This window comes from Flavihumibacter profundi, from assembly GCF_020076305.1.
Classification (GTDB): Bacteria; Bacteroidota; Bacteroidia; order Chitinophagales; family Chitinophagaceae; genus Flavihumibacter; species Flavihumibacter profundi.
On the sequence record NZ_JAIQXE010000001.1, the window covers coordinates 1,753,563 to 1,780,359 of the forward strand.

25 protein-coding genes are annotated in these 26,797 nt (G+C 42.8%); 13 read left to right on the forward strand and 12 right to left on the reverse strand.

Features of this window, described 5'->3' with window-relative positions; all coding sequences use genetic code 11:
* The first annotated feature begins 69 nt into the window (after positions 1–69).
* On the forward strand, positions 70–354 hold the full coding sequence (locus LAQ65_RS07560; RefSeq protein WP_224116338.1) for a type 1 glutamine amidotransferase family protein: 285 nt from the start codon (positions 70–72) through the stop codon (positions 352–354).
* Between the two features lie 343 nt (positions 355–697).
* Complete coding sequence (locus LAQ65_RS07565) at positions 698–1,309, forward strand: NADPH-dependent F420 reductase (protein ID WP_224116339.1); 612 nt, start codon at positions 698–700, stop codon at positions 1,307–1,309.
* Positions 1,310–2,036: 727 nt separating this feature from the next.
* On the opposite strand, the gene LAQ65_RS07570 is transcribed toward LAQ65_RS07565, so the two are convergent.
* The gene (locus LAQ65_RS07570; protein WP_224116340.1) at positions 2,037–2,585 is read right to left on the reverse strand and encodes an outer membrane beta-barrel protein; all 549 of its coding nucleotides are present in this window, start codon (positions 2,583–2,585) and stop codon (positions 2,037–2,039) included.
* Between the two features lie 555 nt (positions 2,586–3,140).
* On the opposite strand from LAQ65_RS07570, the gene LAQ65_RS07575 reads away from it, so the two are divergent.
* From LAQ65_RS07575 to LAQ65_RS07600, 6 genes are all read left to right on the forward strand, one after another.
* A complete protein-coding gene (locus LAQ65_RS07575; protein ID WP_224116341.1) occupies positions 3,141–4,058 on the forward strand; it encodes a sugar phosphate isomerase/epimerase family protein in 918 nt (305 codons plus the stop codon).
* A 122-nt stretch (positions 4,059–4,180) separates the two neighbouring features.
* On the forward strand, positions 4,181–5,758 hold the full coding sequence (locus LAQ65_RS07580; RefSeq protein ID WP_224116342.1) for an amino acid permease: 1,578 nt from the start codon (positions 4,181–4,183) through the stop codon (positions 5,756–5,758).
* 6 nt (positions 5,759–5,764) lie between these two features.
* Positions 5,765–6,694, forward strand: coding sequence for a choline kinase family protein (locus LAQ65_RS07585; RefSeq protein ID WP_224116343.1), 930 nt, complete (start codon positions 5,765–5,767; stop codon positions 6,692–6,694).
* A gap of 18 nt (positions 6,695–6,712) precedes the next feature.
* Positions 6,713–9,157 (forward strand): GcvT family protein, encoded by a 2,445-nt coding sequence (locus LAQ65_RS07590; protein WP_224116344.1) that lies wholly within the window; start codon positions 6,713–6,715, stop codon positions 9,155–9,157.
* Positions 9,154–9,945, forward strand: a complete 792-nt coding sequence (locus LAQ65_RS07595) for an inositol monophosphatase family protein (RefSeq protein WP_224116345.1) — start codon at positions 9,154–9,156, stop codon at positions 9,943–9,945. The genes LAQ65_RS07590 and LAQ65_RS07595 overlap by 4 nt, the downstream gene beginning before the upstream one ends.
* Positions 9,946–9,964: 19 nt before the next feature.
* Positions 9,965–11,803: a glycoside hydrolase family 2 protein gene (locus tag LAQ65_RS07600; protein ID WP_224116346.1), complete on the forward strand. Its 1,839-nt coding sequence runs from the start codon at positions 9,965–9,967 to the stop codon at positions 11,801–11,803.
* Between the two features lie 23 nt (positions 11,804–11,826).
* On the opposite strand, the gene LAQ65_RS07605 is transcribed toward LAQ65_RS07600, so the two are convergent.
* On the reverse strand, positions 11,827–12,675 hold the full coding sequence (locus LAQ65_RS07605; protein ID WP_224116347.1) for an N-acyl homoserine lactonase family protein: 849 nt from the start codon (positions 12,673–12,675) through the stop codon (positions 11,827–11,829).
* 134 nt (positions 12,676–12,809) lie between these two features.
* On the opposite strand from LAQ65_RS07605, the gene LAQ65_RS07610 reads away from it, so the two are divergent.
* Positions 12,810–13,727 carry a transporter gene (locus LAQ65_RS07610; RefSeq protein WP_224116348.1) on the forward strand — a complete coding sequence of 306 codons (918 nt, stop codon included), beginning with the start codon at positions 12,810–12,812 and terminating at the stop codon, positions 13,725–13,727.
* A 123-nt stretch (positions 13,728–13,850) separates the two neighbouring features.
* Complete coding sequence (locus LAQ65_RS07615; RefSeq protein ID WP_224116349.1) at positions 13,851–15,290, forward strand: DUF2252 domain-containing protein; 1,440 nt, start codon at positions 13,851–13,853, stop codon at positions 15,288–15,290.
* A gap of 15 nt (positions 15,291–15,305) precedes the next feature.
* Here LAQ65_RS07615 and LAQ65_RS07620 read toward each other — a convergent pair whose 3' ends face one another.
* The 10 genes from LAQ65_RS07620 to LAQ65_RS07665 form a co-directional block, all read right to left on the reverse strand.
* Positions 15,306–15,590 (reverse strand): hypothetical protein, encoded by a 285-nt coding sequence (locus LAQ65_RS07620; protein ID WP_224116350.1) that lies wholly within the window; start codon positions 15,588–15,590, stop codon positions 15,306–15,308.
* A gap of 98 nt (positions 15,591–15,688) precedes the next feature.
* Positions 15,689–16,531 carry an MBL fold metallo-hydrolase gene (locus tag LAQ65_RS07625; protein WP_224116351.1) on the reverse strand — a complete coding sequence of 281 codons (843 nt, stop codon included), beginning with the start codon at positions 16,529–16,531 and terminating at the stop codon, positions 15,689–15,691.
* Positions 16,528–17,556 carry a cobalamin-independent methionine synthase II family protein gene (locus tag LAQ65_RS07630; protein WP_224116352.1) on the reverse strand — a complete coding sequence of 343 codons (1,029 nt, stop codon included), beginning with the start codon at positions 17,554–17,556 and terminating at the stop codon, positions 16,528–16,530. The genes LAQ65_RS07625 and LAQ65_RS07630 overlap by 4 nt, the downstream gene beginning before the upstream one ends.
* Positions 17,557–17,601: 45 nt before the next feature.
* Complete coding sequence (locus tag LAQ65_RS07635) at positions 17,602–18,381, reverse strand: sugar isomerase domain-containing protein (RefSeq protein ID WP_224116353.1); 780 nt, start codon at positions 18,379–18,381, stop codon at positions 17,602–17,604.
* A 22-nt stretch (positions 18,382–18,403) separates the two neighbouring features.
* A complete protein-coding gene (locus LAQ65_RS07640) occupies positions 18,404–19,285 on the reverse strand; it encodes an ROK family protein (RefSeq protein ID WP_224116354.1) in 882 nt (293 codons plus the stop codon).
* A gap of 7 nt (positions 19,286–19,292) precedes the next feature.
* Positions 19,293–20,081, reverse strand: coding sequence for an SDR family NAD(P)-dependent oxidoreductase (locus LAQ65_RS07645; RefSeq protein WP_224116355.1), 789 nt, complete (start codon positions 20,079–20,081; stop codon positions 19,293–19,295).
* Positions 20,082–20,234: 153 nt separating this feature from the next.
* Positions 20,235–20,537 carry a hypothetical protein gene (locus tag LAQ65_RS07650; protein ID WP_224116356.1) on the reverse strand — a complete coding sequence of 101 codons (303 nt, stop codon included), beginning with the start codon at positions 20,535–20,537 and terminating at the stop codon, positions 20,235–20,237.
* Between the two features lie 141 nt (positions 20,538–20,678).
* Positions 20,679–20,993 (reverse strand): sigma-70 family RNA polymerase sigma factor, encoded by a 315-nt coding sequence (locus LAQ65_RS07655; RefSeq protein WP_224116357.1) that lies wholly within the window; start codon positions 20,991–20,993, stop codon positions 20,679–20,681.
* Positions 20,994–21,164: 171 nt separating this feature from the next.
* Positions 21,165–21,497, reverse strand: a complete 333-nt coding sequence (locus LAQ65_RS07660; RefSeq protein ID WP_224116358.1) for a cupin domain-containing protein — start codon at positions 21,495–21,497, stop codon at positions 21,165–21,167.
* A gap of 160 nt (positions 21,498–21,657) precedes the next feature.
* On the reverse strand, positions 21,658–23,346 hold the full coding sequence (locus tag LAQ65_RS07665) for a chloride channel protein (RefSeq protein ID WP_224116359.1): 1,689 nt from the start codon (positions 23,344–23,346) through the stop codon (positions 21,658–21,660).
* A gap of 111 nt (positions 23,347–23,457) precedes the next feature.
* Between LAQ65_RS07665 and LAQ65_RS07670 the strand changes: the two genes are divergently transcribed.
* The 3 genes from LAQ65_RS07670 to LAQ65_RS07680 all read left to right on the forward strand — a co-directional run bounded on the left by LAQ65_RS07670 (position 23,458) and on the right by LAQ65_RS07680 (position 26,794).
* Positions 23,458–24,144 (forward strand): Crp/Fnr family transcriptional regulator, encoded by a 687-nt coding sequence (locus LAQ65_RS07670; RefSeq protein ID WP_224116360.1) that lies wholly within the window; start codon positions 23,458–23,460, stop codon positions 24,142–24,144.
* A gap of 246 nt (positions 24,145–24,390) precedes the next feature.
* The gene (locus LAQ65_RS07675; RefSeq protein ID WP_224116361.1) at positions 24,391–25,032 is read left to right on the forward strand and encodes a 3-keto-disaccharide hydrolase; all 642 of its coding nucleotides are present in this window, start codon (positions 24,391–24,393) and stop codon (positions 25,030–25,032) included.
* Positions 25,033–25,048: 16 nt separating this feature from the next.
* Positions 25,049–26,794, forward strand: a complete 1,746-nt coding sequence (locus LAQ65_RS07680; RefSeq protein WP_224116362.1) for a GMC oxidoreductase — start codon at positions 25,049–25,051, stop codon at positions 26,792–26,794.
* Positions 26,795–26,797: the final 3 nt, after the last annotated feature.

Here is a 26,797-nt window from a genome sequence, read left to right on the forward strand (position 1 = left end):
ATGCATGTTCCGAAACGAAAACAAGGTTTGAGAATTGGTACGTATATAAAGCACATACCCAACGGCATCATGTACATAAAAGAATATGCCTTCACTCTGATTCCTGAAAATTTGAAGTTCCTGGAGATTCGTCACCAGACCGGCAGTCGGGCTAATGGTAAAAACACAAAAAGCACTGTGACAAATAAAATTAAAAATAAAAAATGGGCTGCCGAACCTACGCACCCACTTCTTGTATTCCATGAAGCAGGCTATGAAGTTAATCTGGTTTTAACCGAAGGTGGACAGTTAGAAATTTACGGTTACTCTAACCCATCTGATGCAGGTGGTTATTCGGCTCAGGATGCTATTTAGCTGGGTTATAAGCAACAAAATTCGTTCAACAAAATACTTGAAAATACCAAAATATTATCAGATGCCAATGCCAGGGAATATGGTGCTATTTTCCTGGCAGGCAGTAATGCTTTATGGGGTTGTAATGTTTTTGCATTTTATCTACTGAGAAGGCATATTTAGGCCGATATGAAATTAATTCCTTACAACAGGATGGTACAGTAAAGCAATATAATCCCTGCCATTTTGTGTTTTACACCTATTCCATTGACTTTGGTATCGGTTTGTTTTTCTTTTATTATTTTTATTGGAATACCCGTATAGCATTTTATACCCGAAGAGTTTCATAATAAAATTATTAGAAATGAATATAGCCATTATAGGTACAGGAAATGTTGGTGGCGCATTGGCTACTAATTGGTCAAAAAAAGGACACACCATAAATTTGGGTGTCCAAAATGTCAGTAGTTTTAAAGGCATTGAACTACTAAAAAACAATAACACAAAAGTTTTCTCAATTAGCGAAGCGGTTGCCAAATCAGAAGTTATTTTGATAGCAGTGCCACCCACAGTCATTTTTGAAATCATTGAACAATTGGGCGATGTTTCCGGAAAAATTATTATCGATGCAACAAATTCAGTTCGTCAAGCACCCGATCCTTACAAAACAGTTTATCATTGCCTGGCCGATAAAACCAAAGCTGAAATTGTAAAATGTTTTAATAGCACTGGCTTTGAGAATATGCTTAACCCTGTCTATAATGGCGAAGGTATAGATATGTTTATGGCTGGCGATAGTGAAAAGGCAAAGTCAGTAGCCACACAATTAGCTTTAGATGCAGGTTTTGGTTCTTGTCTTGATTTTGGCAAGGCCGATAAAGTTGAACTGTTAGAAAAATTTGCACTTTCCTGGATTAATCTTGCGATAATGCAAGGTCAGGGTCGTAATATAGCGTTCAAGGTTGTAAGAAGGTAATTTGTCATTTGAAGTGTGTCGGTATAATGGCATATAACGGCAGGGCATTGGCGCATTAGGGCCCTTCAGGAATGATTAGCCCGCTTGCTGAAAAAAAGGATGTGCTTTCAGAACCTGCAACCAACTATAGTTGATTAACGAGAAGACCTACTGCCCATCACTTGTTTTGTTTTAAAACTATTGCGGTTGGACCAATACCCTATTTTTTTTGTTCCCAGTACATCATTGGTTGCTGCAGGAATCAAAAAAGCTGTCACTACCCCCCATATAAATCCATTTATTTATTACTCTATTGGAAATCTATCCAGTTACCAATTCTTCAGAAAGCCCGCTTTGCCGGGTATTTTCAACCATAATTTCATTTTGCAATATTACAGGTAGAATACACCTTGTTATAAGTCTAACTCCATGGCTCAAATTAAACGGCACCATGGCTTAAAAATTGAGGGCATTTCACAAACAATTATTGTCCCGGATTCCGACATCCATACAATCCTGAAAGGGAAAACTGATGAGTGCACCAATCGGATTTGCCAGTTCCTTTACCAACAAATCATTCCATCCTTACCTGATATTTGGAGAATGGCACTTTTTAAATCATTTTCTTTAGCACACTATGACTCACTGTTGTGTCCAAGGTATTTACCATAATTCCATGCAAGTGTTCGGGTAATTCTGCTGAATTGAACCCGAACTTTTTTCAAGCGAAAAGTAAATGATTACTTCACTAAAACCTGACACCAATGCCTCCCATTGCACTACTGATCCATCCATCCCTATACCAACTGTTTGATGCCCATGCTATTTCATATTCACCGTTAACGAAAATTTTCTCACTAATAAATAACATAATTCCGGCACCTGCTCCCCCATAAAATCCAAAATCATTGCTACTTACACTTAAAGCCCCCTCTCTTTTAAGACTAGCAAACTGCATACCGAGGGCACCTTTAACAAATCCCTTGAATTTGTCCTTACCAAACAAATATTTTGGAGCATAGTATATCGGGATAGAATTGATTGTACTTGTAATTTTTCCATCAGCAGAACTTGAGGTCGCAGCAATACTCATATATCCAATTGATAATCCCTGAGCAACTTTGCTGGATTGTGTTTTAAATTCATATAACCCGTTTAGTCGCCAGCCTGTTGCTCTTGCATCAACGTCCTCAATATTTGCCGATGAGTAACCGCCACTTATTGTTACCATATTGTTTTGTGCGAAAATTCTCATAGTTACCAACATTAACAAGCTTACTAAAATTTTCTTTTTCATGTTTTTGATTTTTTGTTTTAACTATTAACCAATTTTTGAATTCCATGTTTATTTAATTCCGAATCAATGTAGCAGATCAAACGACAAATCCCGCTAAAGTCATATTACTTCATATTTTTTTCGTTGTTAGTTTCCGTTAGCTGAATACGAAGCCAGTTTTCCATATGCAGGACATCCTTCATCCAGCCCTCCATCCAGCCTTCGGGGAAAACCAGGGTTCAAAAACCTTAAAGCCCCAGTAATGCCTTTTCCCTTTCATTTAAAAGATTAAAACTAAATAATAAACTTAAAACCATAAAAGAATGAAAAGACAAAATTTTCTGTAAAAAAATCAAAAAAATATTAAACAACTGATGAAAGGTAAAACAGGATTATTTTCAAAACAAGTAAGGCTTATATAGGGCGAAAAAATCTCTTTACGCAGGATTAAACGCAGATGGCACATGGATTAAGCAGGTTACCATCATTGAAACAGGGGTAAGTTCCGGACTGCAGACCATAAAGATTAGCCACTTTTATTCCCCGGTTTTTGTAACTTCCAAATAAAATATTGCTATGTCTATTTCCCGCAGAAAATTTTTAAAGCAAACCAGTTTTACCATCGCCGGCAGCACTTTCCTTTCCAGCCGTATGATGGCGGCAATGTCTTCAGGCAGCGCGCTCCCTGAACTCACCGGTGTGCAGCTGTACTCCGTTCGCGACGAAATGAAAAAAGACGCAATGGGTACCCTCAAGGCCTTGTCTAAAATGGGCTACAAACATGTTGAACATGCCAACTACATCAACCGTAAATTCTACGGATGGCCCGCCAAAGAATTTAAAAAAGTATTGGACGACCTTGGCTTAAAAATGCCCAGCGGCCATACGGTTATGACCGCCGATCATTGGGATGCCACAAAAAAAGACTTCACAGATGTTTGGAAATATACAGTGGAAGATGCTGCTACCTGCGGGCAGAAATTTGTGATCAGTCCCTGGCTGCAGGAAGACAAAAGGAAAACAGAATCAGATTTAAAAGGCTTCCTGGAATTGTTCAACAAATGTGGTGAACTCTGCCAGAAATCAGGCATGAAATATGGTTACCACAACCACGATTTCGAATTCTCGCAAAAGTTAGGCGACCGTACCGTATTTGATATAATCCTCTCCGAAACAGATCCCCGGCTGGTGATGCAGCAGCTCGACATTGGGAATATGGTCAATGGCGGCGCCCAGGCATTGGATATCATGAAGAAATATCCCGGCAGGTTTGAATCCATGCATGTGAAGGATGAAATTGTTTCTGCCGGCGGTAATGAAAAATATGAATCTACCATTCTCGGCAAGGGTACCGTTCCCGTTAAGGAAATAATTGACCTGGGCCGCAAATGGGGGACCAAACATTTCATCATTGAACAGGAAGCATACCAGGGCAAAGCTCCACTGGATTGCGTAAAAGAAGACCTGGCTATCATGAAAGGCTGGGGCTATTAAAACGCCGATATAATTTCTTCTCCTTCCCAAAAGCCTTGCAGACAGACTGCAAGGCTTTTAAGGGGTTTGAACCAGAATAAATGTGTAGCTTAATACAGCGCCGGTTAACATAGATTAAAAATATGCCCCAAAACCAGGAAACCATAAATAATACTGAGGATGACAACGATTCAAAAGAAGAAACTTTGCTTGCCTCCCTTGGTTATAAACAGGAACTAAACAGGTCCTGGTCGGGGTTTTCGAATTTTGCTATTTCCTTTTCAGTTATCTCAATCCTCAGTGGCTGCTTCACTACGTTTAGCCAGGCCTGGAATAACGGTGGGCCGATCGCTATTTCAATTGGCTGGCCTATCATTTCAATCTTTATTTTAATTATCGGTTTTTGTATGGCTGAGCTCGCTTCAGCTTATCCGACTTCGGGCGGTATTTACTGGTGGGCTTCAAAATTAGGCGGCCCAAAAGCGGGTTTCTTTGCCGGTTGGCTTAATTTAATCGGACTGCTGGCAGTTAATGCTTCGGTTATATATGGTGCTGCTACATTTTTAAATATAATCCTGGGGACTTACTCCCGGGGCTATGCGACCAATTTTTTAAGCGGCGACATAATCAACCAGCAATTTTTCCTCTTTGTTGCAATAATGGTCGTTATCACCATACTTAATTCTTTCAGCAGTCATGTGCAGGCCGTTTTAAATAATATTTCGGTCTGGTGGCATGTATTCGGGGCTGCGGTAATAATTGCCATACTCCTCTTCACCCCCACCCAGCACCAAAGCCTGAAATGGATTTATACGACGCAGATAAACAATTCAGGCTTTGCAGGGGGCGCTACTTACTGGCTTTTTGTTTTGCCATTAGGCTTCCTGTTAACACAATATACCATTACCGGCTTTGACGCATCAGCGCATCTTTCAGAAGAAACCCATGGCGCCCACCTTACTGCAGCCAATGGAATATGGAAGTCTATTTTTTATTCTGCTATTGGTGGTTATATTTTGTTGCTGGCCTTTCTATTTGCAGCAACAAATCCAGAACAAGTGAGTTCATTTGATACTGCTGTAAATCCATATGGAGCAGGTTCAGTAATAGCGATTTTATACAGTTCGTTAAGTCCGGGTATGTTCATGCTGGTAATGGTCATTTCAACTGTCGGGCAATTATTTTGTGCAGTTGCCTGTCTTACTTCCTGTTCAAGGATGCTATTTGCTTTCTCCAGGGATGGTGCCGTGCCGGGGCACAAAAAATGGGCGAAAGTGAATAAAGACCATGTACCGGTAAATGCGGTCTTAATGTCGGCGCTAATTGGTGTCCTGATAACATTGCCGGCACTTTGGAAAAGTCCAAGGGGAATACCCAGTGCATTTTATGCGGTTGTATCCATAGGAGTTATTGGATTATACCTTGCCTTCCTGATCCCTATCTGGTTGCGCTGGCGTGAAGGAAATAAATTTACGCCGGGTGAATGGAACCTCGGTAACAAATACAAATGGATGAACCTTGTGGCTATTCTTGAAATTGTAATAGTGTGTTTTTACTTCATCATGCCCTTTGAGCCGGCTGCCATTCCGGGGAATAAGGAATTCACCTGGATCGCGGTCAATTATGCGCCCATCCTAATGGGAATTAATTTAATTTTCTTATGGCTTTACTGGACACTATCCGCCAAAAAATGGTTTACAGGTCCTAAAAGAACAATTTAAATAATTATGACGCGGCGCAGCCCTAATTTAATACCAAAGGATGCAAGTCTCCTCATAACGAAGATCCCGGCACTTGGCGGTGCAACAGGCATACAAAAACTGGAAGGCGGATTAACAAATACCAATTATCGCGTTGATACACCAAACGGCCCTTGTTTTATGCGGGTCAGTGACAATTCAGCAAACCTGCTTGGCATAAACAGAAAATTTGAAAAAATAAATACGGAAAGGGCACACCAGGCCGGTGTTGGTCCTGCCGTTATTGATTTTTTACCTGCCGAAAAAGTATTGGTCATAGAATGGATCAATGCAAGAACATTACATGCGGAAGATTTCAAGTCACAACCCGGGCTCCTTATTGAAATTGCAGCTGCATTAAGGAAGTTACATTCAGGCCCAAAATTCGAGGGCGAATTCAATTTCCCGAAAGTCAGGACCCGGTACCTTGAAACCGTTTTACAAAATGGTTTTTACCTTCCGGAAGGCTACTTAACTCTTCAACCGCTGGTAATAGCCTTAGAAAAAAAACTGGCAGCTAATCCTGAAGAAACTGTTCCATGCAACAATGACCTGCTTGCAGAAAATTTCATGCAGGATGGAAACAAGATATGGATCATCGATTATGAATATGCCGCGCAAAATGAACCCTCCTTTGAGATCGGGAACCTGGCAAGTGAATCAGTATTAAGTGATGGGGAACTGGCCAAACTCTGTGATGCCTACTGGCAAAATCACCTGCCATCGAAAATTGCAAGGGCAATGGCCTGGTCGATGATTGCAAGATTTGGCTGGGTAATGTGGGCCTCAATCCAGGAAGCAGCATCTTCTATTGATTTTGATTTCAGGAGCTGGGGACAGAAAAAATGGGACTCAGTTTTACCCGAACTCACCGGAGATCGTTATATTAAAGTACTTAACGCATTAAATCAATATTAACCGAAACAAACAAGTTCCATGAGCAATTTTCCGGACAAGGCAAGGATTGTAATTATTGGTGGCGGTGTAGCAGGCGCATCAATTGCGTACCATTTTGCGCTGAAAGGCGAAACCGATGTAGTTATCGTTGAACGAGGTGAATTGACAAGTGGTTCAACATTCCATTCAGCGGGACTAGTCGGCCAGTTAAGGGGGTCTGTTACCCTTACCTCAATGATGATGTACAGCGCTGAATTGTACAGGAAGCTGTCGAAAGACCCGGAAACAGATCCTGGCTGGGTTGAATGCGGTGGAATAAGGCTGGCCTGCACCCCGGAACGTGTGCAGGAATTGAAAAGGCAGGTTGGCTGGGCCACAACATTTGGCTTACCGCTTGAAGAAATAACAGCTGAACGAGCAAAGGAATTATTTCCCCTAATGTCCACTGAGGGTGTTCTGGGGGCTACTTACCTTCCTACTGATGGTTACCTGGACCCAAGCCTGTTATGTTTTTCCCTTGCCAATGAAGCGAGAAGGATGGGTGTCAAAATCTACCAGCAAACAAGGGTTACGGCAATTAATAAAAAAGGCAACCAGGTTGTTTCGGTTACTACGGACCGTGGGACTATAGAAACTGAAATGGTTGTTGCCGCCTGTGGTTTATATACAGCAGAAATAGGCCGCATGGTGGATGTGCGCATCCCGATCATTCCCATGAGTCACCAGTACCTGTATACAGCTGCATTCAGGAAAGTATCAAAAGGCGACGTGAGGCTACCCACGTTGCGCGATCCGGATAACCTTGTTTATTACAGGGAATCCGGAGAAGGACTTGTAATGGGTGGCTATGAAAGAAAATCCGCCCCTTCATTCCTTGACCAAAACCTCGTTGACAACGTGCCCAAAGATTTTAATGGAAAATTGCTCACAGAAGACTGGGACCGGTTTGAAGAAATCATGGTCAATTCGGCAATGCGGGTACCAGCAATGGCTACAGCTCCTATCAGCAAAGTAATTAATGGACCGGAAGCCTTTACTCCCGATAATGAATTTTGCCTCGGCCCAACTTCTGTAAAAGGATTTTTTGTTGCTGCCGGCTTTTGTGCCCACGGCATAGCTGGTGCAGGCGGCGTCGGCAGGGAGATGGCAACCTGGTTGCTGGATGGTTCACCAGGAATGGACCTGTGGGAAATGGATGTCCGCAGGTTTGGCGTACAATACAAATCGTATTCCTACACATTGGCCAGGGTAGTTGAAAACTATGAATCGTATTATGATATCCGTTATCCCGGTGATGACCGTAAATCAGGAAGGCCTTTAAAAATCAGCTCGGCCTATGAATGGCATAAAAACCATGGCGCCTTTTTCGGGGAGAAATCAGGATGGGAAAGGGTGAATTACTATACAGAGAATGAAAACCCATCGTATGAACCATTAAGGCCAACAGGCTGGGCAGGGAAAAACTGGAGTACAGCCATTATAACAGAAGCACTGGCAACCCGCGAAAAGATTGGACTGTATGATGAATCCTCTTTTTCAAAAATTGAAATAACAGGTCCCGGTGCTGCAGGATACCTTGAATATTTATGCGCGAATAAAATAAGCAAAGGCCCGGGACATGTCACTTACACGCAAATGCTGAATGAACATGGCGGCATCGAAAGTGATGTAACAGTTACCCAGGTTGATGCCAATACCTTCCGCATGATTTCAGGGACAGCATTGAATAGTCACGATACCGCCTGGCTTACGGATCATTTACCTTCGGATGGATCTGTTGTGCTGAATGATGTAACGGCCTCGCTCACCTGTTTTGGTGTATGGGGACCATCAGTCCGTGAGATGCTGTCAAAAATCACCAGTGCCGATTTATCAAACCAGGCGATGCCCTTCCTGAGTATGCGTGAAATCAAACTTGGTGATTACCCTGTACAGTTGGTGCGGGTAACATTTGTCGGGGAATTAGGTTATGAGATTTATGCTGACGTGAAACATGGCATGGCTCTATGGGAACTAATTTGGGAAGCAGGAAAGGAATTTGGCATGGTTGCCTGTGGCTATAAAGCGATTGATGCCTTAAGGGCTGAAAAAGGGTATCTCTATTGGGGTTCTGATATAAGTACGGACGTCACGCCTTTTGAAGCAGGCTTAAGTTTTGCGGTTGCAAAAGACAAAGACTTCCTTGGCAAAAAAGCAATGTTGGCAAAACATATTGAAAAGAAACTGGTCACCATAAAACTGGAAGACCCACTGGCAGTTGTACTTGGTAATGAGCCGGTGAGGCTGAATGGAAAAGTTTCAGGAAGGGTAACTTCAGGTGGGTACGGGGCAAGCACCCGCTTTTCCATAGCCTTCGCTTACCTGCCGGTGGAACAGGCAATCGCAGGAAATAAAATTGAAATACTCGTATTCGGGAACTGGATCCCGGGTGATATTGTCCGGGGACCAATATATGACCCTAAGGGACAGAAACTGAGATCATGAGTTTTCCCATGAAAGACATATTGATCGCTGCTTTAAAGCTTGGAGGCAAAACCCTGCTCGGATATTTCAATACGCCATTGGTCACTATACAAAAGGAATCTATCAGCAGTGTAGTTACAGCAGCAGATCTTGAAAGTGAAAGGCAAATTATAAAACTGGTCAGCGAAGCGTTTCCAACGCACAACATAATTTCAGAAGAAAGCGGATTTACCAACCATAATTCTGAATATACATGGATCATTGATCCTTTGGATGGAACATCGAATTTCGCAGCCGGCATACCCTGGTTCGGTGTGCTAATTTCACTCTTTAAACAAAATACACCCATTATGGGCGGGGCATATTTGCCGGTGCAGGATTTACTTTATATTACAGAAGCAGGTAAGGGCGCATTCAGGAATGGGGAACAACTGCCCATGCTGAATAATAAGGACCTGAAAGATTCATTGTTTGCTTTTTGCATGGATGACACACTGGATCAGGATTTATTAAACAGGGGCCTTGAAACCTATAAGCATTTACTTAAGGTATCAAGAAATATAAGATCGACAAATTGCCTTCTTGATTTCCTGTATGTTGCAGAAGGAAAATTCGGAGGGGTCCTGAATTTACATACTAAAGTTTGGGATATTTCCGCGCTTGGTTTAATAATTACTGAGGTCGGGGGTGTAATGAAAAACATGGATGGGGATGACATAAAATATGCAATAAGTGAGCAAATAATTACAGAGAATTTCCAGGTAGTAGCAGGCCCTGTGAAAATCATAACATCTTTAATAAGAAATTAATAGTCAAATGGGAATAAGTATGACCAGGTATTTTCTGGCATTAATCTGCCTTTGTGCATTCACGTTTAACCTGCGCGCCCAGGAATGGAAACCAGCAGGCGGACATATCCAGACAAGCTGGGGCGAAAAACTTGACTACAAAAAACCCCTGCCGGAATATCCCCGGCCGCAGCTCACCCGCAGCTCCTGGAAAAACCTTAATGGCTTATGGCAATATGCCATTGTTCCCAAAACACTGGAGAAGCAACCACAAACGATGGAAGGATCTATCCTGGTGCCCTTTGCGGTAGAGTCATCGCTTTCGGGTGTTGGCCGTACCGTAGGCAAAGACTCCCTGTTATGGTATACAACCCAAATAGAAATCCCTGTGTCACAACGGAAAGGAAGGGTCTTATTACATTTTGGCGCGGTTGACTGGCAATGCACAGTTTTTGTAAATGGCCAACAGGCAGGAATACACGAAGGGGGCTATGATCCGTTTAGTTTCGACATCACGCCTCTTCTTTCAAAAAATAAAATGCAGTCCATTTCCGTGAAAGTCTGGGATCCTACCAATGATGGCCCGCAGCCCGTTGGTAAACAAATGGTCAACGCACATGGCATCTGGTATACTTCTGTAACCGGCATCTGGCAAACGGTGTGGCTTGAAATGGTGCCCACTGATTATATCATCGCCACCAGGCAAACCCCGGATATTGACCAGGAACAATTACGACTATCTGTGCAATTGAATAATTTCAGTGCCGGAGACCAACTCAAGGTGAGTATTGGGGGCGAACAGGCCATTACTAAAAATGTAGCCGGTATCAACACAGCATTCACGATACCCATAAAGAACCCCAAACTCTGGTCACCCGATTCCCCGTACCTATATGACTTATCTATTGCATTGGTACGGAAAGGGAAAGTAGCAGACCAGGTCGGCACCTATTTTGCCATGCGTAAAATTTCAAGTGCAAAAGATGTGAACGGGGTAAAACGGATCCTGCTCAACAATAAATTCCAGTTCCAGTTTGGCCCGCTCGACCAGGGTTGGTGGCCTGATGGTTTGTACACCGCCCCTACTGATGAGGCCCTTCGGTTTGATATCGACAAGACCAAAGAACTGGGCTTTAACATGATCCGCAAGCACGTGAAAGTGGAGCCGGCCCGCTGGTATGCCCATTGCGACAAGATCGGGATGCTGGTATGGCAGGATATGCCTAATGGTGATGATGGCAGTAATTGGGAACCGCGTCCCGGTATTGATGGATTGGGTACTGAAATGGAACGGACCCCGGCTTCTGAAAATATCTACCGGAAAGAATGGTCCGCGATCAGGAATGCTTTATATAATTTTCCCTCCATTGTTGTATGGGTCCCTTTCAATGAAGCCTGGGGACAATTCAAGACTACTGAAATTGCAAAATGGACTGCCGAAGAAGATGCCTCCCGTTTGGTAAACAGTGCCAGCGGCGGTAATTTTTATGATGGTGGTGACATCCTTGATCTCCACAACTATCCCGAACCAGCCATGCCAAGCCCGAAACTCTTTGGCGAAAAATACGCATTGGTATTGGGCGAATTCGGCGGGCTTGGATTGCCCGTCAACGACCATGTATGGACGCCAAAAGAAAACTGGGGCTACCAAACTTTTACGAACGAGGAAGAATTATTTAAGCGATATGATGAACTGGTGAAGCGGATTCCTGCCATGATCAAAAAGGGGTTGTCAGCCGCCATTTACACACAGACCACCGATGTGGAAAACGAGACCAATGGCATATTTACCTATGACCGGAAAATATTAAAAATGCCAGAAGCAAAGTTCAGGGAAACCAACCAGGCATTGTATAATGTGCCCGTGGCGATACATTGACCATAGTGGGTAATCACGGCCTATTATTTTATTGCAACAACCCCGGATGCAACTGCAGGGAATATTGAAAACACTTTTGCATCATGCCCGGGAATAATATACTTTACGCCTGATGCCTGGGTCTTCATTCTTTGCATAGTCTTTACATAACCCGCATTATCCAGTGTGCCGCCTTTTGATGCTGGTACTAAATGGTCGAGGCTATAATACACCCAGATATTATCAGAAGCCAGCACAATTTTTTTACTACCTGTTTCAACCAGAACATACTGCGAATTAAAAGTATGCCGGGAACCGGTAAATACTTTTATACCAGGAATTATCTCTTTATTATCACCATCCACCAACGTTAGCCTGCCTGCGAGGTTCAGGTCGGTAAAAAGCCTTACATCCCGTGGATTAAACCCGCCATGGTCGCCATCTTTCTGCCAGGCTGAACCCACAAAATAATTAAAATCATCTTTCTGCATCCATACATGCGCGTTAGGAAATAAACCCGAGCCGTCAATATGGTCCCAATGCGGGTGACTGATAATAATGTCTGTAATATCCGCGGCTTTTAGTCCAAGTTTTTCCAGGGCTGAATCCGGTCGTACATAATTCACTACGCCAAAATCCTTTGCGTCTTCAATGTCATTCAGGAAACCGGCATCCAATAAAATATTTTTCCCATCCTTCCCTTTGATTAACCAAACCATGAAATCAATGTTTACGCTGTCCTTATCCGGCGCCTGGTCGGACCAGGCCGAAACCGGTGTGGGCTTTCCCATTGAAGCAAACCTTATGGCATAAACGGCATATGAATCCGTTTGCGATCTTGCGCTAAAGGAAAGAGATAGTATCACCAGCACAAACAAGATTATATTTTTCATACTGCCAGGTTAATTATTCTTCAAGGTAAAAAAATTGTACCTAATGATTAAAATCATTCGGTTACTTGACTATTCACATAATTGTTGTAATTTTTTGTGGAGATTTTTGATACCTTAATAATATTCAACGATAGATGCAAGGATTTTTTAAAAAGGCAAGTATTCTCATCGTATTCATAATGGGCAGCAGGCTTGCTGTGAGGGCCCAGGACCTTGAACCAAGGGCCTATACATGGCTTCCTATAAACGTAACCGCTATCACACCAGGCGCAAACTATTCTACAGGTGATGTGGTTACCGACCCGTCAATCCCTATCAAAGACCTTCATGGTAAAATCGCAACTCTCTCATTAGGATTGGCCCGCACATTCAACTTTTTCGGGCTAAGCGCCCAGGCATACGCAGTACTACCTTATACAAAGGCCCAGGCTACTGCTACATTAAATGGGGAACAGCGGACTGAAAACCGTACAGGGCTTGCAGATATGCGCATGCGGATGTCGGTACTTTTCCTGGGAGCGCCAGCCACTAACATTCGTGATTTTGCAAAGAGAAAAGCAGGTCATACTGTACTAGGGGCCAGCCTTACCATCCAGGCACCAACCGGCCAATACTTTCCCGACAAGATAATCAATATAGGCGCTAACCGATGGGGATTCAAACCTGAGCTTGCCTTTTCCCAACCTTTTAAATCAAAATGGCTGCTCGATTTGTATGCCGCAGTCTGGCTATATACCAATAACCCATCCTATTACTCCGGACATAGCCTACGCAGCCAGGATCCGATCGGTGCATTCCAGGGGCATATCAGTTACAATATCAGGCCCAATTTTTGGGCGGCAATTAATACAACGTATTATGTCGGGGGTAATTCTTCTATTGAGGGCATAACAAAGGATGACAGGTTATCCAATTTTCGCACCGGGCTCACACTAATGCTTCCAACAGGAAAGAAAAGTGCTTTGAGGCTTGCCTATAGCAGGGGGGCAATTGTTGTGGTTGGGACAGATTTCGAGAGTTTTTCCCTGGGCTGGACCTATTCCTGGTTTTAATGCATTGAGTAACCTTATTACCTAATATGACGAAGGTCATTATTGGTATTAGTAGTATCTGCTAACTTGTAATTTGTTAATGCAACATACTAATTGATTTATAATGCCATTTAAACAAAAATCATGAGTACTACTAAGGCAGGCATTGAAAAAAAACAACCCAAAAATCAAAAGGAGGAATTACATACTGTGGCCTTTGAAAAGCACTATTCGAGGGCAGAAAGTTATGCAATAGGCAAAACGAGGCGGGAGCTTTGCCCGCGCAATTTCCACGAAAAGTGGAAGGCGCCTTCTGACCGGCTTGATCCTGTCCAGTTTGTGGAGCAATCTGAAAAGGGGCGCGTTGCCGAACTGCTTCCGCTTCGCCACGGGCGCATGGTAGAATCGCCATTTACCTATTACCGGGCCTCGGCCCTCAGCATGTCTGCAGACCTTGCCAGCACCCCTAACTCAGGCATCCGTGTGCAATGCTGCGGAGATGCCCACATGCTCAATTTCGGCGGATTTGCTACCCCCGAAAGAAGGATAATTTTATCAATTAATGATCTCGACGAAACCTTGCCCGGCCCCTGGGAATGGGACCTTAAACGCCTGGCAACAAGTTTCATCATCGGCTGCCGTAATAATGGCTTAAGCGAATCCTCTGCAAAAGATGCTGCAGAAATATGTGCCAACTCATACCGCAAAAGAATGAATGAGTTCAGCGAAATGAACCCGATGGAACTCTGGTATTATTCCCTGGATGCTGATATGCTTACTACGACAATAAAAGATCCCGAAGTCCAGCGTAGGTTGATCAAACGACTTGCGGAAGAGCGTCAAAAAAGCAGGGCTGAAGAGATTTTTCCAAAACTGGCAAAAAATACGGGAGAATATGCCGTTATAAAAGACCAACTTCCGTCAATTTTCCACTGGAAGGACCACACCCCGGGGCAGATCCAGGACGTAGTAAAAAACACATTTGCACGCTACCGCGAAAGCCTGGCTCCTTCTTACCAGCTATTGCTTGATCGCTACGAGTTGAAAGACGCCGCAATTAAGGTAGTCGGCATTGGCAGCGTAGGTACCGCCTGCTGGGTTCTTTTACTTATGGATGGTGATGGGCATCCTTTTTTTCTCCAGGTAAAAGAGGCAAATAGTTCCGTGATGGAGCCTTACGCTGGCAAAAGCATTTACCCTAACCATGGACAGCGGATTGTAAACGGTTACAGGACGATGCAACCATACAGTGATATTTTCCTTGGCTGGACAAGGGGTGATATGGGAAGGGATTTCTTTGTCCGGCAACTCCGGGATATTAAGGTTAGTTTTCGCGCAGAGATTTTCGGAAAAGAAGATTTTAAAACTATTGCTGATTGGTGTGGTTGGGCGCTGGCACTATCCCATGCGCGGGCAGGTGAATCTGCCATGATAAGTGGTTATTTGGGGAAGAGCGATGTATTCGACAAAGCTATTGCAAATTTCTCTGTTGCTTATGCCGACCAGAACGAAAAAGACCATGAGGTATTTAAACGTGCTGTGAAAAGCGGAAAGCTGAAAGCAGTGTATGAGAAAGAAAAATAGTGATTCCCGGGGTAATTAATTTACCCTTTCTGAAATAAAGGTTCCGGCTTCAGTAAAGATTGCTTCCCAGCGGAGTCCACCGAAATAAAATTTTACTTTCCAGGTATTCCCATCTTCTTTTTGCCATTCCATTCGGGATGCTGTGGGATAATATTTTGCATTAAATGCATTAATTACCGGTGATGGAACATTTGATTTAACAATTTGGGATGAATCATCAGAAATATTGGGGTTGACCATGAATTTGTCGCAGGAAGTAATGGCGCTGATAAGAATCATTAAAATGGCTAAATTTTTCATGTTGGTTTTTTTACTGCTTTAATAGATAATTATTAATGAGTAAACCCTGTAACCGGATTTGTAACCAGCACGAAAATATCTTACTTATATTATTTATTTTATAATATGAAACATTCGCCACCCCTTAAAACCTTAAAGGGCTGATTGATTTTATTTGCTTCAATAATGAAATCGTTTACATCTGCCGTATTGAATTCGAACATATCATAATGGCAGGGAATTACAAAGCCGGCATTAATTGCTTTTCCCAATTCAGCGGCTTCCCTGCAATCTAAATTCCCGGCTACTTTTCTTTCCGGTTTATTACCATTGATGGGAAGAAGTGCGACATCCACTGAGAATGGCTTCAGCAGGTTAACCATTTCCTCATACCAAAGTGTATCGCCACTATGGTAAATTTTATAATTACCAAATTCAATTACATATCCCATGTATTTACAATTCCCCAGTTCATCCCTGTCCAGTTCATTATGTTTGGCCGGTACGCCGTGAATTGTAAATCCATCAAAACTTACCGATTGTTTATCATTCAATCCAACAGGAAAACCTATTGCACAGTTTACCCTTTCTGCCACAAAACTCCTGTTGGCCTCGGGGATGATAAATTTTATCCCGGGATTATTTTCTAATACAGGGATCAGGGTTTCAGCATCCAGATGGTCCGTATGGTTATGGCTGGAAGTGACAATTGAAATATTCTTCAGCAGTGCAGGTTTTATAACCAGTTCGCTCATCCTGGTATGCGGCTTATCAGTTGCGGCATATTTTTTTGTCAGGGAATCAGAAAGGTATGGGTCAATTAATATCCTTTTACCCCTCCACTGCAACAAAAAACCGCTTTGCCCAAGCCACCATAGGTAAAAATGGTGCTCATCTTTCAATGATGCATCCATTTCTGCAACCAGGGCCAGGTCTTTCTTTATGGCTGGTACAAGGTTCATAAACTTTCCCTTACCATTTTAGCACCTTTAACCATATTGATCAGTTTCTGCCTTGAAGCCCACCTGGCAGTCTGGCTTAATCCGCAATCCGGGGCTACGGATAACTTTTCGGCAGGAATATATTTCAGGCAACGGTTAATCCTCTCCACTACATCCGTCACTGTTTCGATATAATAATTCTTGACATCAATGATCCCGACAGCCACATTCATTTTCTCTGCAAATGTTTGTAATAATTCAATTTCAGAAAATTCGCGGTTGGCCATCTCGATATGGATTTCATCAACATTCAAATCCAAAAAATCCGGAAGCATGGGTTTAATACTTCTATATCCAACCGGCCGGCCCTTGAAATTCCCAAAACACAAATGTGTACTGAGATTACATTTGCCAACGATTGATTTTACAGTACGGTTGAAAATATCAACAAAGCGTTTTGTGTCTTCTTTGTATGCATAACAGCTCATGCTGGGCTCATCAACTGTAATTTCCGCACAACCAGCTGCCACCAGAGCTTCCAGCTCATTGCTGATCAACGGCAACAATGCCTCCGTAATATCATATCGGTCCTTGTATTTATCATTCGGCAGTAGTCTTCCGCTAAGAGTATAAGGACCAGGAACACTTGCTTTTAATGTTGGTCCGGATGGTGCCAGTTTCTGCAGGCGTTGAAACTCTTTTACAGCACCCAATCCATTTGGAGCAACCAGGTCCCCGACAATATTATTTTTTCCGCGTTGGTCATGGGCTGGCGGACCGAATTTCCTGGTCTCCGTATCATTGTTTTCAATTCCTTTTATGTATCCATAAAAAGATAAATTAAAGTCAAGCCTTGTCTGCTCGCCGTCGGTAATAACATCCAGTCCTGCCGTGGTTTGGTCATGTATTGCAGCAATCACCGCATCTTCAATCATTTCTTCAATATCGGCTTTGCCAAACTGGCTCAAATTCTTTGTAGCAAATTCAAGCCAGCCCGGAAATGGGTAGCTGCCAATAACCGTGGTCCGAATAGGGATTGTTTGCATGTCTTTATTTTTTTAAAAATTCTTCAATACCAGGGAATCTGTCAATTATTTACCGGCATCCGCATATAGCCTGGCGAGCCTGTGTGAATGTTCATCATATGCTGCTTCAAACAATTGCTTCGCTTTATCAGCCCCTACAATTGCCTGTGCAGTTAATACGAAAGGAGGCTGGCCGGCAAGGGTTAACAATCTTGCCACTTCAGCCTTAATACAATTTACGATCATGGCACCACCAACTGTAGAACCGGGTGATACAGGTGTTTCCAGTCCATCAATATATATCATAGAATCCCCAACCGGCGCGCCGGTATCTAAAACAATATCGGCAAAATCACCAAGTTTTTTTCCATCAGTCCTTTTACTCAGGCTTTTTTCAGAATGGTCTCTTGTGATTAAAGCCACGGTTTTAATCTTATTAAGCTGAAAAAGTTCCGCCATTTCAACAGGCACAATATTCGTTCCGCTGGAAGAAACAACCAGTGCACAATCAACCGGGCTTACTGAAAAATTCCGCAATATCCTTTCAGCAAGTCCGGGCACATTTTCCAGAAACATCGCCTGGCGCTGGCCGTTAGCGCCTGTCACATTATTATGATAGGTTAAGGATAACTCAACAATTGGATTGAAGCCGGGGAATGAACCATACCGCGGCCACATTTCCTCCACCATTATGCGGCTATGGCCTGTACCAAAAAGATGGACGACCCTTCCGGCCAGTATGCTTTCGGCAAACCATTGTGCGGCCTGCAGGATCAGGGGCTGTTGTGCTTTTACCCTATTAATTATTTCAGTACACTTATCAAGGTAGGTTTCTGTTAAGGTCATTGTATATTTTTATTACTATCTGTTATTTCATTGCAAAGCAGGCGGCGCCAATCGCACCAGCCATATCCCCAAAAACTGCCTTTTCAATTTCAGTTGTTTTTCCAAGAGGTTGCCACTCAAATTCCTTCATGAAATGTTTAAGGGGTAGAAATAAAGCATCCCCTGCTTGTGTTATTCCGCCTCCTAATACAATTAGTTCAGGGGAAAGGATATTCGCTATTGAGGCAAGCCCTACTCCTAACTGCCTTACTGATTTCAGCCAGACTTCCTTTGCAAAGCCGTCACCGTTCCTGTAAGCTTCCAGCAATTCATACGTTGAGTTGAACTTCCCTTCACTCCTTTTACTGATTGTACAATTGCCGATACAGTCTTCCAGGCTACCGGGCATACCTGTTACATCAGGTTCGCCTTCGTCATTAATAACCATATGCCCAATATGCCCGGCTTTGTTCATAGCACCCTGGTAGGGTTTACCATCGATCAATATTGCACCGCCAACACCTGTTCCCAGGGTCAGCATCACCACGTTTTTTTTATTTATTGCCGCGCCGAATTTTGCTTCACAGATCATGGCTGCGACCGCATCATTTAGTACATAAGTTTCCTGGTGTAAAAATTCGGACCAGTTAAAATTTTCCAACCCCTGCATACGGCCAGGCATACAGGCAATGCAGGTATTTTTATTATCCGGCAAACCCGGCGCGGATAAACCCACATTGAGGTTATGAGTTCCTAAGGCAGACTGCAATTCCTTTACTGCTGAGGCAACTGTTATTTTCCACCCCAGGTCATCCCCATCATTTGTTGGGTGATATTTTTCATGCAAAATATGCCCATCAGCATCTATTGCTACTGATTTAATCCTTGTGCCGCCTAAGTCAATTCCAATTGCAAATGAGCTCATATAAAATTTATTTCCACTGTCCTTCGCTGATGGACCAGCCACCGTCTACCGCCACCACTTGTCCGGTTGTAAACTTAGACAGGTCGCTCATAAAATAAATTGCCAGTCCGTCAAGGTCTTCAGGCTGTCCTATCCTACCACCATCCAACGGTTGTTTTGTGCTGATAAAAGATAAAATCTTTTCATCATTTGCTGCCCTTTGAGCCATTGGCGTTTCAACCAGTGCCGGGGCGATTACATTAATCCGGATATTATTTTTGGCATAATACGCTGCAATTGATTTGGTAAAACCAATGATTGCCGACTTTGCGGCAGCATACGCATGGGTCGTGAAATATTCAGGGGATGGAGAAAAACCCAACACTGATCCCATGTTCAAAATTGTCCCTGCTTTATTAAGCTCCAGGAATTTATTCACTGCCGCCTGGTTGGATAACATTAATGAGGTAAGATTCAATTCCATTGTTTTATTCCAGCCCTCTAAAGTCAGCTCATGCAAAGGGCCATCGCCCATTTTCCTGCCGCTGCCGCCTGCCACATGGTATAACCCATCGAAGCTTCCGAATTGGTGGATGCAGGTATGAATAGCAGTTATCGCGGTATCAGGATTTGCCGCATCACCAGTTTGGGCAATTGAATTTTCCCCTAAAACAGTTTTTGCCCTTTCGGCGCTTTCACTATTCCTCCCGACAACGACAATACTTGCGCCGGCGGCACCAAATGCTTTAGCAGCAGATAAACCGATGCCGGTGGTTCCGCCGATTATGACAATATTTCTACCCTGCAGGAAACTCATATTTACTATTCTATAGAACCCTAAATATATCTTATTCTATAGAATTGGAAACGACTATTATTAAAGCCATTTCCCTGATCCTGAAGGTATTATGGACAGGTTGGAAATTGACTGACAACTGCCAGGTATAAATAGAGGAAAAATGAATTACAACTACATTACTTTCTCAGAAACAAAGGTTCCATCTGCTTTAAATACAGCTTTCCATTGACGGTTATCCAGATCAAATTGCACTTTCCAGGTAGAACAATTATCTGGTAACCAAACAACCTCGGTAGCAGTTGGATACTTTGCGGAAAAAGCAGTCTGGACTGCTGTTGGAACACCTGTGGAGGACTGACTATTATTAACATCTGTAGCTGTACTGTTTAAAGAATCACTTTTAAATCCTTCTACAGTTTTACTACAGGAAGTAACGATTACGGCAATTATGACAAAAAGGATAATTTTTTTCATACTGCAATTTTTTATTATAGATAGTAATGAACCTTAGCTATTAGCTTTCCTGCTCAAATAATTAAATAATTTTAACATATAGCGCTTTTGTTTAATTTTATATCCTATAAAAATGCAGATGCTAAAACACGGGTAATTAGTTTACATCAATTCAATCTGGTTCATAACCATTTCAACAATCCCGTTGCACCTGGAGAGATGGAAATGCATAATATCTTCCCGCCTGTAGTAACCAGCAAGAGATTCCCTCAACATTGCTTTTGCACGATTCAGGCGTACTTTCACATTCACTTCACTGATAGAAAGGCATTCCTGGGTTTCTGAAACATTCATATTTTCAATTTCACGCATTACAAAAACGATCCTGTACTTTTCCGGAAGTTTACGGATGGCGCCATCCAATAAAGCTTTCAGTTCTGAATTAATAACTTTTGTATCAGGAGTTTGGACGTTCATTGATTGCCTGTTTCGAATTGCATAACCTGGATGTTGCCGTAAGGGACCTGGTTATGGCAGTCGGCGCTTTTGCTTTAGCGAAACTCTCAATGGGTTCCACTACAAAAAAAGCTACCCAGCATGTAAGAGCCTGACAATAAAGAAGACACGATAAAATAAAACAGATCCGGATTAAAAAGAAGCGGACTTAAAAGCCCCTACAAGAATGGTACAGTTAAGTTCAGTAGGATTGCTGATATTATGGTTGGTCTTTTGCGGAAAAATAAAAAAATCCCCCGGCCGGCCTTTATATAATTCATTATCTATTGCAAACTCAGGATTTCCTTCCAATACATAAACGTATTCATTTTTATCGGGATGCATATGTTCAGGGTAAATTGCAAAAGGATCGATCTTAATCAGTTTAAGACTCCCGTTTTCAAGGTGGATTAATTCTTTGGCACAAAAACCCTTCACTTTCCCCGAAGTCCATTTTAGAAAAGCTGGTTCAATTTTATTATTCATATACAACAAATTTGAAGTCTCTCTATGCATAACATTAATGACCTTCCCGGGAAAATTCAATCAGTGCATTATGCAGATCCTCCGTAATAAGTACCCGGCAGGCCAGCCAGGCAGGCAAACCAGTTAAACCTGCTTTGCAGATGGTGTTTTTTTTCACCCTTTACTTTCTCTGCATCTTCATCATCAGCTTCCTTCCATGCACCATTATTTTCCTGGTCCTGGCCGGAGAATCATAAACATGGTTTTTATTCTTTTGATCACTATAGTATTTCAAAATAGCTGCAGCAGTAATTACACCAACAGATTGCCTGCTCTCCTTATTATCCAAAACAAGTAAAGTATCCTTGCTATACTTACCCATCATTTCGGCAGCAAGACCAGCATCATCTGTGGTATAAACATACGGAAGGTTAACCTTACCGGCAGGCATATCCGATACAAGTTTTAGCACATTGGTTAATTGCAGTACATCCGGCTCATAGGAATCCGGGGTTTTTACTCCCCTGCGTTTAATCTTTTCTGTCATAATACTTCCTTTCATAAAAAAGAAGGAAACAAAATATGCAGATGCACAGGCAGCCAATAATGGCAACAAACCATTAACCTGGCCTGTTGTTTCCAATGCGAATACGATAGATGTCAGAAAGGCCCTTGATGCACCAGAAAACATTGCTGCCATACCAATAAGTGCAGCAGTTGGCAGGTTAATATCCAATGAAGGGAAAAAATGTAAAGCAGCAGTTCCCAGCAATGCGCCAGAAGCACCGCCAATTGTAAATAAGGGAGCCAGGGTACCACCGGAAGTACCGCTGCCAAGTGAAATAACCCAGGAAATATATTTCAGGAAACAAAGGGTTAATAACATACCCAAAGGCAAACTTCCTGCCAGGAGATCAGTAATATTATTATATCCTACACCCATAGTACGGGGTGCAAAATATCCGGTAATACCGACGGCAATTGCCCCTAGTGCCGGCCACCACATCCAGTGAATCGGTAATTTTTCAAAGAGGTCTTCCACCGCATAAACTGATCTTGAAACAAATGATGCAATAATGCCAATTAATACTCCCAGTATAACATATATAATTAGTGCGCTATTAGACGGAACGGGAATTGCAGGCATTGAAAATACAGGGTTATTATCAAATAGCAGGATATGCATACCAGCCCCTGTAATACATCCGAGCGCAACAGGTATTATGGACCTGGGCGAAAATTCGAATAATAATAATTCTATTGCCAGCAGTACAGCCGCAAGTGGGCTGCCGAATATTGCCGACATACCTGCGCAGGCACCAGCTGTCAGTATAATTTTCCTTTCTGCAGGTGAAATATGCATGGCCTGTCCGGTTAATGAACCAAGCGCACCTCCTGTTGCAATGATAGGGCCTTCAGCACCAAAGGGACCACCGGTTCCAATTGATATGGCAGCTGAAAGTGGTTTTAAAAATGTGATAACCGGTGGGATCTTACTGTCTTCCAGGATGATTTTTTCCATGGCTTCCGGAATTCCATGGCCTCTTATAGCTTTCGAACCAAACCTGGCCATTAAGCCTACAAGCAGGCTCCCTGCAACCGGGATAAAAATAACGAACCAGCCCAAATGATTGCCGGCCGGAGAAGATGACTCAATTGAAAACCTGCCAAAAAAAGCAAAATTGGTAATCAACGCAATGAGTGAGACCAGCAATTTTGCAATTAAACCAATAAATAACGCATTAAAAACTGCCTGGATGGTAAGGTAGAAAACCCGCTTGTCCACCGGTAATTTCCTGGATACCTGCTGCCTTCCAAAAAGTTGCTCTAATGATGGGGAAACGGGCGTACTTTCATCAATTCTGGACATATTTATGGACATCTGATTCTGCAAATATATTGCTTAAGCAATATATTTTATAGCTATTTATAATTATTATTGATTTTATTATTATTTATACAATATTTTATAATCTAAGGTATGAAGGACGAAAAATGTAACCTGAGCAGCTGTTTTTTGTGTAAACACTGTATTCCCGAATGGAAGGAAGTAGTTGCTGCGAAGAAAAAAACCATTCAATTTAAAAAAGGAGAATTGCTATTTAAGGAAGGCCAAAAGGTAAATGGTATCTTTTTTTTGTATTCCGGGGCTGCAAAAGTGCACAAACAATGGGTTGGCGAGAAAGAATTGATCATCCGTTTTACAAGGGAAGGCGACATACTCGGACACCGTGGCCTTGCTGCAGGGGAATTATACCCTGTTTCGGCTACAGCGTTGGTAGAATCAAAAGCCTGTTTCATCACCAACAGTTTCCTTGAAACAACACTTAAGGCAGATCATGGCTTTACATACAGGCTGCTTCAGTTTTATACCACTGAATTGCAAAAAGCTGAAATGCGCATGCGTAATCTTGCACTTATGGAAGTTAACGCCAGGATTGCTGAAACAATATTGGAAATACAGGAAGTATTCGGCAGGAACTCAGACGGATACATTACCGTACCCGTAACACGACAGGATATTGCGTCCTATTCGGGAAGTACTTATGAAACCGTTTTTAAATTCTTTAAGACGCTTACTGCTTCCAAAACGATCAGTGTGCTTGGTAAAAGCATCAGGATTAATAATGAAAAAAAACTTCAGATGATTATTGCAAATGCAAAGTAAGAGGATGCTGGCTCCATTGTAATTACCGCATAGTAGAAAAAAAGTATAATAAAAATCTTCAATTCCCCGGCTACAGCATAAACTTATGTAAACTGATAGTTAAATACGTGTTACCCATCCAATCCATTTTGCCGGGAAATCCATTGCTGGTTATTTTGGCAAAAAATAAGTTGCTGAATTTCATTTGGCAATTTGAAAATAATGTACCTTTTTGCGCTCAAAGAAACATCAAATCAACTGCAAAACATGAAACGAATATTTTCATTTTTATCTATTGCCCTTTGCCTTATCGTATTGACTTCAGCTACCAGGCCTCCGAAAAAAGGCTGGATCTCCTTGTTTGACGGCAAAACCCTGAATGGCTGGAAAGTGGGTACCAATGCGTCCACTTTCTCTATTGACAGCGGCCGGATAAAAGTGTTTGGTCCCACTGCGCATTTGTTTTATGATGGCGAGGTTAATAACCACCAGTTCAAGAATTTCGAATTCAAAGCAGAAGTAATGACAATGCCCGGCTCCAATTCAGGCATCTATTTCCATACAGAATACCAGGAAGGCGGCTGGCCGGCAAAAGGTTATGAAGTGCAGGTAAACAATTCACATGGTGATGATATACGCACCGGCAGCCTGTATGATATAGTAGATACCCATGAAGTCTATGCAAAGGACAATGAATGGTATACTGAATACATAAAAGTGGAGGGCAAAAGGGTGATCGTAAAAATAAACGACATTGTAGTGGTTGATTATACAGAACCCGAACACCCGGTACGTACAGCTGGCCATCCTTTAAGGCTTATTGGAAAGGGTACATTTGCTTTGCAGGGGCATGATCCCAAAAGCATAGTATTCTATAAAAACATCATGGTAAAACCATTAGCTGATTAAACAAAATTGCTATATAATGGGCGACGTTCAACTCAAGAAAAATCCAAAACAATACGATGTCATCATTGTCGGGTCAGGTGCCGGTGGTGGCATGGCCGCATATGTTTTATCAAAAGCAGGCCTGAAAATAGCACTGCTTGAAGCAGGTGCCGATTTTGATCCTGCCATTAATTCTTCCCAACTGAAAAATGCCTGGGATTCCCCGCGGCGTGGCGCCAGTACCAAGTTCCGGCCATTCGGTGATTTCGATGGTTCTTATTGGGGATGGGACATTGACGGTGAACCTTATACAAAGGCAGAAGGTACTAAATGGGATTGGTGGCGTGCCAGGATGGTGGGTGGCCGGACCAACCACTGGGGAAGGATATCCCTCCGTTTTGGGCCCAATGATTTTAAACGCAAAAGCATCGATGGACTTGGCGACGACTGGCCCATCGGATATGAAGATGTAAAACCTTATTACGATAAAATTGATGAACTGATTGGTGTGTTTGGAACCAATGAAGGGTTACCAAATGATCCTGACGGCATATTCCTGCCGCCGCCAAAACCAAGACTGCACGAGCTTTTCATAAAAAAAGCTGCCACCGGGATCGGGGTACCCGTAATTCCATCGCGCTTATCCATCCTTACCAAACAGATCAATAAAGACAGGGGCTCTTGCTTTTTCTGTGCGCAATGCGGACGAAGCTGTAAAGTATATGGCGATTTCTCTTCTTCTTCTGTTTTGGTAAAACCTGCAGTGGCAACGGGCAATGTTGACCTGATCACGCATGCGATGGTAAGGGAAGTCCTGACCGGTAAAGATGGCCTGGCTACCGGGGTTTCTTATGTAAATAAGATGGACCTCACTGAAAATGAAGTGCATGCCAGGGTAGTTATCCTTGCAGCCAGCACCTGTGAAACTGCGCGGCTTTTGCTGAATTCCAAATCAACCCGCCATCCCAACGGCCTCGCCAATTCCAGTGGCGTGGTTGGAAAATACCTGCATGATTCAACAGGTGCAGGAATGGGCGGGATTATCCCATCGCTGTTCGACCGGAAACGCTATAATGAAGATGGTGTAGGCGGATTGCATGTGTATACACCGTGGTGGCTGGATAATAAAAAACTCGATTTCCCCAGGGGTTACCATATTGAATATGGTGGTGGTATGGGGCAGCCTTTATATGGATTCAACTGGGGCATTGAAGAAACGAATGGTAAATTCCTGATCAACGGAAAACAAAAAGAAGCAGGCGGCTACGGAAAATCATTGAAAGAGGATGTTCGCTATCTATATGGTGCTGAAGTTGGTATGGCTGGCCGCGGCGAAGCTGTTGCCAGAGAAGATAATTATTGTGAGATCGACCCGAATGTGGTGGATAAATATGGTATACCAGTCTTACGCTTCAATGTGAAACACTCAACTTATGAGATCAACCAGGCAAAGCACATGAAGCAAACCTTCAAGGAAATTTTACACAGCATGGGGGCAGTGATTACCTGGGGACTCGAAAATGAAGACAATGCTTCCAATAACTGGGGACTGAATGACCCGGGCAATGTAATACATGAAGCGGGCACTGTAAGGATGGGTAATAACCCTAAAACCTCGGCCCTGAATAAATGGAGCCAGGCCCATGATTGTAAAAACCTCTTTTGTGTAGATGGCAGCCAGTTTGTTTCACAGGCCGATAAAAATATCACCTGGACCATTCTTGCTTTATCCATGCGCGCATCAGAATATATTGTTGATCAAATGAAAAAGCAAAATATTTAAGGA